13 protein-coding genes are annotated in these 12,683 nt (G+C 37.1%); 12 read left to right on the forward strand and 1 reads right to left on the reverse strand.

Features of this window, described 5'->3' with window-relative positions; all coding sequences use genetic code 11:
* Window positions 1–106: 106 nt before the first annotated feature.
* The 9 genes from LDX54_RS04305 (at window position 107) to mreD (ending at window position 10,532) form a co-directional block, all read left to right on the forward strand.
* Window positions 107–1,264, forward strand: a complete 1,158-nt coding sequence (locus tag LDX54_RS04305; RefSeq protein ID WP_265666782.1) for a cysteine desulfurase family protein — start codon at window positions 107–109, stop codon at window positions 1,262–1,264.
* Window positions 1,265–1,270: 6 nt separating this feature from the next.
* Window positions 1,271–2,488 carry a tRNA uracil 4-sulfurtransferase ThiI gene (thiI, locus tag LDX54_RS04310; protein WP_265666781.1) on the forward strand — a complete coding sequence of 406 codons (1,218 nt, stop codon included), beginning with the start codon at window positions 1,271–1,273 and terminating at the stop codon, window positions 2,486–2,488.
* 268 nt (window positions 2,489–2,756) lie between these two features.
* Window positions 2,757–5,396: a valine--tRNA ligase gene (locus LDX54_RS04315; protein WP_265666780.1), complete on the forward strand. Its 2,640-nt coding sequence runs from the start codon at window positions 2,757–2,759 to the stop codon at window positions 5,394–5,396.
* Between the two features lies 1 nt (window position 5,397).
* Window positions 5,398–6,675: a folylpolyglutamate synthase/dihydrofolate synthase family protein gene (locus tag LDX54_RS04320; protein ID WP_265666779.1), complete on the forward strand. Its 1,278-nt coding sequence runs from the start codon at window positions 5,398–5,400 to the stop codon at window positions 6,673–6,675.
* Window positions 6,656–7,336 (forward strand): HAD family phosphatase, encoded by a 681-nt coding sequence (locus LDX54_RS04325; protein ID WP_198202399.1) that lies wholly within the window; start codon window positions 6,656–6,658, stop codon window positions 7,334–7,336. Before LDX54_RS04320 ends, LDX54_RS04325 begins: the two co-directional genes overlap by 20 nt.
* 35 nt (window positions 7,337–7,371) lie before the next feature.
* Window positions 7,372–7,995 (forward strand): JAB domain-containing protein, encoded by a 624-nt coding sequence (locus LDX54_RS04330; protein WP_046324732.1) that lies wholly within the window; start codon window positions 7,372–7,374, stop codon window positions 7,993–7,995.
* A gap of 97 nt (window positions 7,996–8,092) precedes the next feature.
* Window positions 8,093–9,097 (forward strand): rod shape-determining protein, encoded by a 1,005-nt coding sequence (locus LDX54_RS04335; protein WP_046324733.1) that lies wholly within the window; start codon window positions 8,093–8,095, stop codon window positions 9,095–9,097.
* A gap of 50 nt (window positions 9,098–9,147) precedes the next feature.
* Window positions 9,148–9,999: a rod shape-determining protein MreC gene (mreC, locus tag LDX54_RS04340; protein WP_046324734.1), complete on the forward strand. Its 852-nt coding sequence runs from the start codon at window positions 9,148–9,150 to the stop codon at window positions 9,997–9,999.
* Complete coding sequence (mreD, locus tag LDX54_RS04345; protein ID WP_046324735.1) at window positions 9,999–10,532, forward strand: rod shape-determining protein MreD; 534 nt, start codon at window positions 9,999–10,001, stop codon at window positions 10,530–10,532. The genes mreC and mreD overlap by 1 nt, the downstream gene beginning before the upstream one ends.
* A gap of 29 nt (window positions 10,533–10,561) precedes the next feature.
* Here mreD and LDX54_RS04350 read toward each other — a convergent pair whose 3' ends face one another.
* A complete protein-coding gene (locus LDX54_RS04350; RefSeq protein WP_084619544.1) occupies window positions 10,562–10,702 on the reverse strand; it encodes a DUF4044 domain-containing protein in 141 nt (46 codons plus the stop codon).
* A 102-nt stretch (window positions 10,703–10,804) separates the two neighbouring features.
* Here LDX54_RS04350 and LDX54_RS04355 point away from each other — a divergent pair, with 102 nt between their 5' ends.
* The 3 genes from LDX54_RS04355 (at window position 10,805) to rsmH (ending at window position 12,680) form a co-directional block, all read left to right on the forward strand.
* Window positions 10,805–11,131, forward strand: a complete 327-nt coding sequence (locus LDX54_RS04355; protein ID WP_046324736.1) for a DUF3397 domain-containing protein — start codon at window positions 10,805–10,807, stop codon at window positions 11,129–11,131.
* Between the two features lie 167 nt (window positions 11,132–11,298).
* Entirely contained in the window at window positions 11,299–11,730 is a 432-nt protein-coding gene (gene mraZ / locus LDX54_RS04360) for a division/cell wall cluster transcriptional repressor MraZ (RefSeq protein WP_265666778.1), read from the forward strand.
* Between the two features lie 2 nt (window positions 11,731–11,732).
* Window positions 11,733–12,680, forward strand: a complete 948-nt coding sequence (rsmH, locus tag LDX54_RS04365; RefSeq protein WP_265666777.1) for a 16S rRNA (cytosine(1402)-N(4))-methyltransferase RsmH — start codon at window positions 11,733–11,735, stop codon at window positions 12,678–12,680.
* Window positions 12,681–12,683 lie beyond the last annotated feature (3 nt).

Consider the following 12,683-nt stretch of genomic DNA (forward strand, 5'->3'; position numbering starts at 1 on the left):
AGCTTTTTTAGTGCTCATGAATAAATAATTGAAGCTGACAAGAATTTAAGTTACAATTTATAAGTTAATAGCTGACCATGTAGTGTTTTTGGAGGGGAGAAATTCCGTGATTTACTTTGACAACAGTGCCACGACTATGATTGATCCTGCTGTTTTAGCCACATATGATAAAGTAGCTCAAACCATTTGGGGCAATCCGTCCAGTTTACATAAACTGGGAGACCGTGCATTTCAACTTTTAGAAAGTTCACGTAAGCAAATTGCCAGTCTTTTGGGCACAAAACAGGATGAAATTTTCTTTACCTCTGGTGGAACTGAGTCAAATAACTGGGCAATAAAAGGAACCGCTTTGCAAAAACGGGAATTTGGCAAGCATCTGATTACTTCAAGCGTTGAACATGCTTCTGTTGCCAATGCTTTTAACGCTTTAGAATATATTGGCTTTCGTGTAACCCGTTTACCCGTTGATAAAGAAGGCCGTGTTAACGTAAATGATTTACGTAATGCTTTAGATTCTGATACCACTTTGGTTTCAATAATGGGCGTTAACAATGAAATTGGTACTATCCAGCCAATCGCTGAAATTAGTGATTTGTTAACTAACTACCCGACTGTAAGTTTTCATGTGGATAATGTGCAAGCATTAGGTAAAAATATTTGGTCTCGTGTTTTTACCCCTCGTGTTGATTTTTCCAGTCTGTCAGCGCATAAATTTCATGCACCTCGAGGTACCGGAATCCTTTATAAAAAAGAGGGCAAGATGCTTGCTCCCTTGCATGATGGTGGCGGTCAGGAAAAAGGTTTGCGTTCAGGTACTGAAAACTTACCGGCAATAGCAGGGATGGCTAAAGCAGTACGTTTGCTTTTGGAAAATGAACAGGAAAAAGCTCAACGTGAGGCTGAAATTAAAGCCAAAATAGTGAAGTATCTCCAAGATAAGCCAGGAATCACTATATTTTCACCATTGAATGATAACTTTGCCCCTCATATTTTATGTTTTGCTCTTGAAGGTATTCGAGGAGAGACTCTTGTTCATACACTCGAAGAGTATGACATTTATACTTCAACTACTTCGGCCTGTTCTTCCACTAAGACTGATCAAGCAAGCACATTGGTGGCAATGCATGTTGATGATAAAGTAGCAACAAGTGCGATTCGTCTTAGTTTTGATGAAACTAATACTCTTGCCGAGGCAGATGAATTTATTAAGGTCTTTGATAAAATTTACCATCATTTTGCCAGAATTAATCATTTAGGAGAATAATTTTTTATGAAATATACTGAAATAATGGTACGTTATGGTGAGCTGTCAACTAAAGGGAAAAATCGTAAAGATTTCATTGGCCGCTTAGCTGGTAACGTGACTAAAGTATTGCGCGATTTTCCGCAAGTCGAAATACACCCGCGGCATGATCGCATGCACATAGTTTTAAATGATGCACCTTTTGCAGAAGTCGATAAACGTTTAAAAAGGGTTTTTGGTATTCAAACTTATTCACCAACTATCAAAGTTGAAAAAACTTTGGCAAAAATTGAAGAAACTGCTCTAGCTTTAATGAAAGAAACTTTTAAAAAGGGCATGACTTTTAAAGTCAACACTAAACGCAGTGATCACCAATTTTTATATGATACCAATGAGTTGAATAAAATGGTGGGTGACTATCTCTTTGCCAATATGGAGAATTTAAAGGTAGAAATGAAACTCCCTGACATTGTCCTTAGAATTGAAGTGCGCAAGGATGCTGTCTATATTTCTAATCAGTTACTTCGCGGTGCAGGTGGAATGCCAGTTGGGACAGGTGGACGCGCCGTTATGATGCTATCTGGCGGAATTGATTCGCCAGTAGCTTCATATTTAGCTCTTAAGCGTGGTGTTGATATAGAAATGGTTCATTTTTACAGTCCGCCATATACTACTGAAAAAGCGCTAAATAAGGCTAAAGAATTAACTGGAATTCTTGCCAATTATGCAGGGAAGATCAATTTTATTGCCGTGCCTTTTGCTGAAATTCAGGAAACCATTAAGGAAAAAATTCCTGAGGGTTATTTAATGACTGTGCAAAGAAGGTTCATGTTGCAGTTGGCAGATAAAATAAGAGCTAAAAGAAGAGGCCTGGCTATTTTTAACGGTGAATCCGTTGGTCAAGTGGCTTCGCAAACTTTGGAATCAATGGCTGCAATTAATGATGTGACGACCACACCAGTTGTCAGACCAGTTGCCACGATGGATAAAACTGAAATTATTAATTTGGCTGAAAAAATTGGTACTTTTGATTTGTCTATCCAGCCATTTGAAGATTGTTGTACTATCTTCGCACCGCCTCGTCCCAAAACTAAACCCAAAATCGATAAAGCACGGGAATTTGAAAATCGTTTGGATGTTGAAGGATTAATTGACCGCGCTCTAGCTGGTATACAAGTAACTTCAATTTATCCTAATGATAAGTTTTTGGCAGATAAAGCGGCAGAAGATGCTGCACTACTGTAAAAAACGTGTTATAATACGCCCAAAGCAATAATTGAGAGGTATTAACCTTATAGATAGAGAAAGGCTGATAGTGGTGAAAGGCCGAATGAAGGTTAATTGGTAGCTCAATTGGACTGATTGGCTGAACTAACAGTAGGCTGATCCGGCAAATTCGCCGTTATCATTATTAAGAGAGGCAGAATTTATTCTGCTTAACTTTAGGTGGTACCGCGGTTAATCACATCGTCCTAGACATGTTGTCTAGGACTTTTTTATTGGGAGGAGAACTATGACAGATTTAGCACCAAAATATGACCCACGCGAGGTTGAACAGGGTAGATATCAAAAGTGGCTTGATCAAGATTTATTTAAGCCATCTGGAGATAAAAAGGCACATCCGTATGCAATTGTTATTCCGCCACCAAATGTTACTGGTAAGCTTCATTTAGGTCATGCTTGGGATACAGCAATTCAGGATACATTAATTAGATTTAAAAGAATGCAGGGTTATGATACCTTGTATCTTCCGGGAATGGATCATGCCGGAATTGCAACTCAGGCAAAAGTTGAGGCTAAATTACGCAAACAGGGTAAAGACCGTCATGAAATGGGACGTGAAGCTTTTGTTAAACAAGTTTGGGACTGGAAAGATGAGTACGCTGCTATTATCAAGAGCCAGTGGGCAAAATTGGGCCTGTCACTAGATTATTCACGTGAAAGATTTACATTAGATAAGGGTTTGTCTAAAGCTGTTCGCCGCGTCTTTGTTCAACTTTACAATGAAGGATTAATTTATCGCGGGGAATACATTATCAATTGGGATCCTGAGCTGCAAACAGCTCTAAGTGATATCGAGGTTATTCACCAAGACGATAAGGGCGCTTTTTATCATATTAAATATCCGTTTGCGGATGATTCCGGCTTTGTTGAAATTGCAACTACTCGTCCTGAAACTATGTTCGGTGATACCGCGGTTGCTGTGGCACCGGGGGATGAACGCTATAAAGACCTTGTCGGCAAAGAATTAGTTTTACCGCTAGTGGGACGCCATATTCCAATTATTGAAGATCAACACGTTGATCCTGAATTTGGTACTGGTTTAGTAAAGATTACCCCTGCTCATGACCCTAACGACTTTTTAGTCGGCAATCGTCATAACTTAAAACGGATTAACGTCATGAACGACGATGGCACTATGAATGAAAATGCCGGTAAGTATGAAGGGATGGATCGTTTTGAGTGCCGTGAAGCATTAGTTAAGGACCTGAAGGAACAGGGCTATCTGATTAAAGTTAAGCCGATTGTGCACTCAGTTGGACACTCAGAGCGTTCTGGCGTTCAAGTTGAACCTCGTCTTTCCACTCAATGGTTTGTTAAGATGAAACCATTAGCTGATAAAGTTTTAGAAAATCAAAAAACTGCGGGTAAGGTTAATTTTGTACCAAAAAGATTTGAACAAACTTTAGATCACTGGATGGAGGATGTTCATGACTGGGTAATTTCACGCCAATTATGGTGGGGACACCGAATTCCTGCTTGGTACAATAAAAAGACCGGTGAAATGTATGTTGGCGAAAAAGCGCCAAAGGACATTGAAAACTGGAAACAAGATCCAGATGTACTAGATACCTGGTTCTCCAGTGCTTTATGGCCATTCTCAACTTTAGGCTGGCCTGATGAAAATTCTGCTGATTTTAAGCGTTATTTCCCAACTAATGCCTTAGTTACTGGCTATGATATTATCTTTTTCTGGGTTTCACGGATGATATTCCAGAGCTTGCATTTTACACATGAAAGACCGTTTAATGACGTGGTACTTCATGGCTTGATTCGTGATGAACAAGGACGTAAAATGAGTAAATCTTTGGGTAACGGGGTCGATCCAATGGATGTTATTGACCAGTATGGTGCCGATGCTTTACGCTGGTTCTTGCTTAACGGTACAGCTCCAGGTCAAGATACTCGTTATAATCCTAAACAATTGGCATCTGCTTGGAACTTTATCAATAAGATTTGGAATGCCGCCAGATTTGTCATTATGAATTTACCAGAAGATGCACAATCTGCTCATATGCCAGATACAGCTAAATTTGATTTAGCAGATGGTTGGATTTTTGATCGTTTAAATCATACTGTGAGTGAAGTTATTCGGTTATTTGATGACTATCAATTTGGAGAAGCTGGTCGTGAATTATACAACTTCATTTGGAACGACTTCTGTGACTGGTACATCGAAATGGCTAAAGTTGTTTTAAATGGTAATGATCAAGAATTAAAAGCAAGAAAACAAGATAATTTAATTTGGATTCTTGACCAAATCTTGCGTTTATTACATCCAATTATGCCATTTGTAACTGAAAAGCTTTGGCTCTCAATGCCACACGATGGTGAGTCAATTATGGTGGCTAAGTATCCTGAAGTACATGCTGAATTTGAAAATGAACCAGCTTGTCATGACATGGCTTTCTTAATTGAAATTATTAAGGCGGTACGTAACATTCGCATGGAAGTAAATGCTCCGTTATCTTCTTCAATAGACATCATGATTCAGTTAGAAGACGCAAAGAATGAAAGAATTTTAACTGACAATGAAGATTACGTTAAGAACTTCTTGCATCCAAAGGAATTAACCATTTCAACTCAAATTGCTGCACCAAAACTTGCTAAAACTGCAGTGATTTCAGGAGCTCAGATCTTTGTGCCATTAGCTGATTTAGTTAATATTGCCGACGAAATCAAGCGCATGACCAAAGAAGAAAAAGATTTGCAAGCTGAAGTTGAACGCTCAACTAAGAAACTAAATAATCAAGGCTTTGTCGCACATGCTCCGGAAGCTGTGGTAAATAAAGAAAAGGCGAAAAAAGCTGATTATGAAAGTCAACTTCAAAGCGTTCAGGAAAGAATTCAAGAATTAAAGAAGAGTGAATAACGTGACTTTTACCAAAGCTCAAGATGTGATTAATTATTTATACTCACTTCCTAAATTACATGAAAAAGCAGATTTAACATATATTAAGACAATTTTGGCTATGTTAGGTAATCCGCAAGATCAGATAAAAACAATCCATGTTACGGGCACGAATGGTAAAGGCTCAACTTCTTACTATTTAAGTAATTTGTTGCAAAAGGCTGGTCAAAAGACTGGCCTTTTTGTTTCGCCCTATGTTTTTGAATTTAACGAGCGAATTCAGTTGAATGGTCAAAATATTAGTAACCAAAGTTTGATTGGAATAGCTAATAAAATAGAGTCGGTTTTGACAAAAATTCGTAAAAACAATCCTGCTTTTTCATTAGTGACGTTTGAATATGAAGTAGTATTGGCATTTCTTTATTTTGCACAAGAAAAATGTGACTATGCTGTGATAGAAGTTGGCATAGGTGGTGAACATGACAAAACTAATGTCATTACACCGCAAGTTAGTGTGATTACTACAGTTGGACTAGATCATGAGCAAGTTATCGGACCAACGCTAGCAGATATTGCCCGTGAAAAAAGTGGCATAATAAAGAAAAATCGGCCAGTTGTTTTAGGTAATATTCCCAAGGAAGTGTTACCTATTATTCAGCAAAAGGCTCAAAAAGAAAATGCTCTGGTTAAAAAACTTGGTTCTGACTTTAATGTTTTACTTCAAGAAAACTTGGAGTATCAAGATCAATATCAAAAGCTTGCTTTTTTACCCAGGCCACTAGTTGAAGGCTATGATATTGGTATTGCAATTCAAGCCTTTAGCTTATTAAATCTATCACTTTCTGCTTCAGAGATAGAAGATGCAATAAACCAAACAACTGTACCTGGACGTTATCAAATCTTGCAAAATAATCCTTTAATTATCCTTGATGGAGCGCACAATATTCAGGCAATGCAAAACCTGCTAAATTTTGCTTATTTTAAGCAGAAAAAAAAGCAAGGAAAAATTAGAGTATTGATGATGATGATGAAAGATAAGGATATTGAGCAAGTTTTTAAACTGTTTAAACCGGCAGATGAAGTTCACTTAACTACAATTGATTATCCGCGTGCAGCTAAAAAAGAAGACTATCCGGTTTGGATTCAAAAAAAATATCATTATCACGTTGACTGGCGAACTTCTTATCAAGAATTAAAGCAGAAGAGTCAAACAAATGATATACTGCTAGTAACAGGATCATTTTACTTAGTTGGGAATATTTTACAAATGGAGATAAAAGATGCGTGTTCAAGGCATTAAGGATGATATCAAAGGCATTTTGTTTGATATGGATGGCTTGCTGGTTAATTCCGAAAATTTATATTGGGAAGCCAATATTCAGGCTGCTAAGGAGGCAAATCTTGGTACGCCAGATGATATTTATCTCAAATTAGTTGGCTCGACAACAACTGATATGAACGATTTTTACCAGCAATACTTTAAGAATAAAGAACAACGTGACCAATTTATTAAACGTACTGATGAACTAGTATGGCAGTGGACTGAACAAGGTAAATTAAAGTTAAGACCGGGAGTGCAAAAAGCTCTTGATCGGTTTCAGGCTGCCGGATTGCCTATGGCTGTGGTAACCAGCAATTCTGAAAATGTGGTGGAGCATAATTTATGGGCCACAGGTACGCGTAACTATTTTCAATTTCACTTAAATTATGACGATGTAAAAAATAATAATGTCAAGCCTAAGCCTGCACCAGATATTTATCTTTTAGCAGCCCAAAAATTACATGTTGCCAAAAATAATATTTTAGCATTCGAAGATTCTTCTCCTGGCTTGCTAGCTGCTGTTAATGCCGGCTTAAAATGTGTAATGGTGCCGGATTTAATTCCAGCTACCGCCGAAGATCATCAGAATGCGGCTTTTGTTTGTCAGGATTTCTTTGAATTTTTACAAAAAGTTAGTTAGTTTTGGCGTATATAAATAGTGAAAGGAATGATTTTATGGAATTAATAAGGTCTCATCACTATTTAATTAAAACTGACTGGGAAATGCTGAACAGTTTTTTTGATGAACTGAAAGAACATGGAATTGAAAATTTTGATGAACTTCTTGTTAAGTTGGAAGAATTAAAAATAAGAAATGCCAATGATCTGCTTAAATATGTATCTGGTGACCAATGCTGTGACAGTTTAGCAATTTTAGGTGAGGGATTACTTGAAAGATTGCGCTCCGCGGTATCAGACCGGGAACTTATTATGACTTCAAGCGATGAAGTCGGTACTTATTTATTAGATAAATTTGCAGGACATAAACAAGAAGAACTATGGGCAATCTACATAGATAACAGTAATCATATAATTGCTGAAAAGAAGTTGTTTCAAGGTACTTTGGATAAGTCAATTGCGCATCCACGAGAGGTTTTTCGTTGGGCAGTTATTTATGCCTGTGCCGGCTTCTTTGTAGTGCATAATCATCCCAGCGGTAATTTGTTACCTTCAAAAAGTGATATTGAACTCACTGAGATGCTTCATGAGGCAGCAAAACTATTTCGGATTGAATTTCTTGATCATTTTATTGTGGGCAAAGGAAATTACTTTAGTTTCTGTGAACGGCAATTATTTTAAAATCATCTTAAAGTTACGTTCCATTTTCTTTTTTAAGTTGCACTTTATGCTATAATTATTCAAGATTTAGAGACTGCAATAATAAGGAGAGATTTACGTGTTTGGATTAGGAGCAAAAAATATTGGCATTGACTTAGGAACTGCCAATACTCTTGTTTATATGGAAGGTAAAGGGATTGTTTTAAGAGAGCCTTCTGTGGTGGCAAAAAACACCCATACCGGCAAGGTAATTGCGGTAGGGTCAGAAGCAAGAGAAATGATCGGCAGAACACCAGAAAGTATAGTGGCTATTAGGCCAATGAAAGATGGCGTAATTGCTGATTATGATACAACTGCCTCAATGCTTAAGTATTTTATCGAAAAGACTGTTGGCAATTCCAAACCTTCAGCTATGATTTGTGTACCTTCTGGTGTTACTGAGGTTGAAAAGCGGGCAGTGATTGATGCTGCTCGTGTAGCTGGAGCACGTGAAGCTTTTGTAATAGAAGAACCATTTGCAGCTGCTATTGGGGCAGGATTGCCAGTAATGGATCCCACTGGCTCAATGGTTGTAGATATTGGTGGGGGAACTACCGATGTTGCCACTATTTCTTTAGGGGGAATAGTTTCTTCTACCTCAATCCGCCAAGCCGGTGATAAGTTCAATACGGCAATTGTGAATTATGTTCACTCTAATTTTAATTTGCTAATTGGTGAGAGAACTGCTGAAGATATTAAAATTCAAATTGGTTCTGCTTCAGTTGAAAAGGCTAAAGATATTGAAGCAGTCAATATTCGTGGCCGTGATTTAGTTACTGGTTTACCAAAATCAGTTGATGTAAAAGCAGTCGATGTAGCTCATGCTATTCAAGATGTTGTTCAGGACATTATCGTTGCAATTAAGGAAACGCTTGAACAGACCTCCCCTGAAATAGCAGCAGACGTCATTGATCACGGAATTGTATTGACAGGCGGTGGAGCTTTACTAAAAAACTTACCTGAGATTATTTCCGAAGCTACTAAAGTGCCAGTATTTATAGCCCAAGATCCACTAGATTGTGTTGCAGTTGGTACAGGTGAGTCTCTGAAAAATATTGAAGTAATGCGCAAAAATCGCAGATAATACTAAAAGTCGGCTGTTTTCGCCGGCTTTTCTTTAGGGACTGTTTCCAAATGAAGAAATTTCTACAAAACAAAAAATTATTATCGGCATGTATAGCAGTTATTTTGGCTTTTACTGTTATAGGAGGCAGTGTCAGCTTACGTAATAGACGTGATACCCCCCTGATTATTCAGAGTTTTGGCAATGATGTGGTCGCAGTGGGATCAAGAATAATTGATTTTCCATTAAGTTTTGTTTCTGGCAGTTTAAATAATGTTCACGATTTGTTGAATACTCAAGATGAAAATAACTACCTCAAGAGCAAAGTTACTGACTTAGAACAAACAAAAGCTCGTAATGCTAGCTTGGAAGCTGAAAACAAACAACTTAAATCAGCATTAAAAGTAAAAAATACGCTTACTGACTATAATATTATTCAAGCATCTGTCATTTCTCGTTCACCGGACAGTTGGACAGACCTGTTGGTTATTAATAAAGGATCTACATCTGGCTTGCGTAAAAATATGGCGGTAATGTCCGGTGGTGGTATTATTGGTCGCCTAATAGAAGTCAATGCTGCTACTGCAAAAGTTGAATTAATAACAACTAGTGATAAATCAGCCAATCGTTTCGCAGTTGAAGCACAAGCCGTAAACGGAAAAAAAGTTCATGGAATTATTACGGTAATAGGTAACAAGACACTAGCATTTACTCAGGCGGTCGACAGTAAAAAACTAAAGCGTGGTGCAAAAATTTACACTAGCGGATTAGGTGGTAATTCACCCAAAGGATTATTGGTAGGAACAGTTTCTACTACAACCCATGATACATTTGGCTTATCTGATTTAATTAAAATTAATCCAGCAGGTGAATTAAATGATCCTTCTGTAGTCTCAGTTATTAAAAGGAAAGTGAACGACTAATGAAGTCTCTGCGAAAATTTAGTCTTGTTTTAGCTTTATATATAGTTTTAGCTATCAGCGGCAGTTTGTCTTTATTCTTTCACCGGTTTTTTTTAATAGGTAATGCTACAAACTTATTGGTACCCGTTAGCATGATGTTAATAGCACTTTTTGATGACACTAATCATAAAGAGATTTGGTTAGCTTTTGGTACTGGTATAGTAAGTGATATTTATTTTTTTGGTATTATTGGTGTTTATGCCATTAGTTTACCTATAATTTGCTGGCTGTTGCAAAAAGCTGCCAGATTTTTACCAGAAGTTTTTTGGGCCCGAATTTTAGCGATTTTAATCTCTTCTATTCTGGTTGAGGGCTATACTTGGCTTATTATGAATATGACAGGCCTGACGAGTATTAGTTCAATTAAATTGATAAAAAGTATTTTGCCAACCTTATGTTGGGCATTTATTTTTGCTTGCGTTACTTATAAATTATGGTGGAATTTAGCCGTTAACTATCCTTTTATGGTAAATTTAGATAATTATCAACAATAAAAAACGTGAGACAATGATCTCACGTTTTTTTATTCGAAAAAGCCAAAGCTGGATAATGCACCAACAACTTGCATTACTACAGCAGCTAAAGTTATTATTGCCATTAGCCAGGCCATAGCAATTGTTAGCTTTTGAAATTTAGATCTCTTTTTCTTATGTCTTCTCGTCATTGATAGACCTCCCTATTTGAACAATATTTTATGCTACTTAAAAGTTTTTTTCAATTAGAGAGTAAGATAAAATAGAGATTAGATAATAGAGGAATATAGCCAATGTTTTTAATTTTTTTGATACCTATTGTTGGTCTTGTTTTAGCTTTTCTTATTAATAAGATGTTTCCCAAGGCGCAATTTCGCGGATATGATTTATTACCATTCTTTTTTATATATGCATGCCACCTGATTACCCTGAATCAGAAAAGGCCTGAGTTTTTGCCATATGGGTTTTTTGTCTTCTTCATTTTAGTTATAATAATAGCTATAACGGAAGCAATTAAAAATAAGAACTTGTCCATAAGTAAAACTTTCCGCAAAATATGGGACTATTTAACTGTTAATACTATTTTTTGGTATTTAGGGTTATTATTTTTAATGATATAGTCAAACTTTTTGAGTAAAAAAATTTATTTTTCAAGTTAAACGCAAACCTGCAATGGTCTGCGTTTTTTACTTTTTGGCTCATAAAAAATAAATGTTAAACTTTATAACTAAAAAGTGGTAGGAAGTGGTGAATTGTGGTAAATTAATTAGTGGAAGGGGGTAATGCCATGTTCATGGGTGAATATCATCACAATCTCGACAGCAAAGGGCGTTTAATTATACCTGCTCGTTTGCGTAGTCAGATTGGCGAAAAAATGATATTTACTCGTGGAATGGAAGGTTGCATTTTTGGCTATACTACAGAGGCATGGCAGAAAATTGAAGCCAAGCTAGCCCACCTTCCTTTGACTAAGAGGAATGCACGCAGTTTTACGCGTTTATTTTACTCTGGTGCAATGGAATGCGAATTTGATAAGCTGGGACGTGTGAATCTGACCACAACGTTGAAGAAGCACGCTTGTCTTGTTAAAGAATGTGTCATTATAGGAGTTTCTGATCGAATTGAGATTTGGTCGAAAGAGCGTTGGGAAAGCTTTAGTGATGAAGCCAACGAAAACTATGATGATATCGCAGAAAATTTAGATGATTTGGAACTATAAACATGGAATTCAAACACACCAGTGTACTCTTACACCAAACAATCGATAATTTAAAACCCAAAAATGGTGGTCTTTATGTAGACGCAACTTTTGGCGGCGGCGGTCATGCAAAATATTTACTGAGCAAACTTGCTAGTGGTACCGTGATTGGTTTTGATCAGGATGAATATGCAATAAATTCGGCTAAGTTAAACTTTGCCGATTTACTTAAATCTGAGGCTGATCCTAAATTACAATTAGTACACGACAACTTTAGTCATTTAAAAATTAACTTGGTTAAGCTGGGTTATCAAGATGGCATTGACGGTATCTATTATGATTTAGGCGTTTCCTCCCCCCAATTTGATCAGGCAAAAAGAGGCTTTTCTTACCGCTTCGATGCCAGATTGGATATGAGAATGGATCAGGATCAAAGTCTTGATGCGTATCAATTGGTTAATGACTCAAGTCAAAAAGAATTGGCTAATATTTTGTATAAATTTGGTGGAGAAAAGTATTCTCGCCAGATTGCTCATAAAATTGTCCTTAAAAGACAAAAAAAGCCAATTGCGACAACCTTTGAACTGGTTGATGTTATTAAGGAAGCAATTCCTGCGTTTGCAAGAAGGACTGGAGGGCATCCAGCAAAAAAGACTTTTCAGGCTTTGCGTGTTGCTGTAAACCACGAGCTTGATGCTTTAAGTACATCACTTGAGGAAGCGATCAAATTACTCAAACCAGGCGGTCGCATTAGTGTGATTACTTTTCAGTCTGATGAAGACAAAATAGTAAAAAATATTTTTAAAAAATACTCCGACGTTGAGGTACCTAGGGGAATGCCTGCTATTCCCGATGACTTGAAGCCAACGCTTCGATTAGTAAATCGTAAGCCCATTGTTGCTTCGGCTGAAGAGCTTAAAAATAATAATCGCTCACACAGTGCCAAGTTGCGGGTTGCAGAAAAATTGTAAAGA

The organism is Lactobacillus sp. IBH004, from assembly GCF_026185255.2.
GTDB classification, from domain to species: Bacteria; Bacillota; Bacilli; order Lactobacillales; family Lactobacillaceae; genus Lactobacillus; species Lactobacillus melliventris.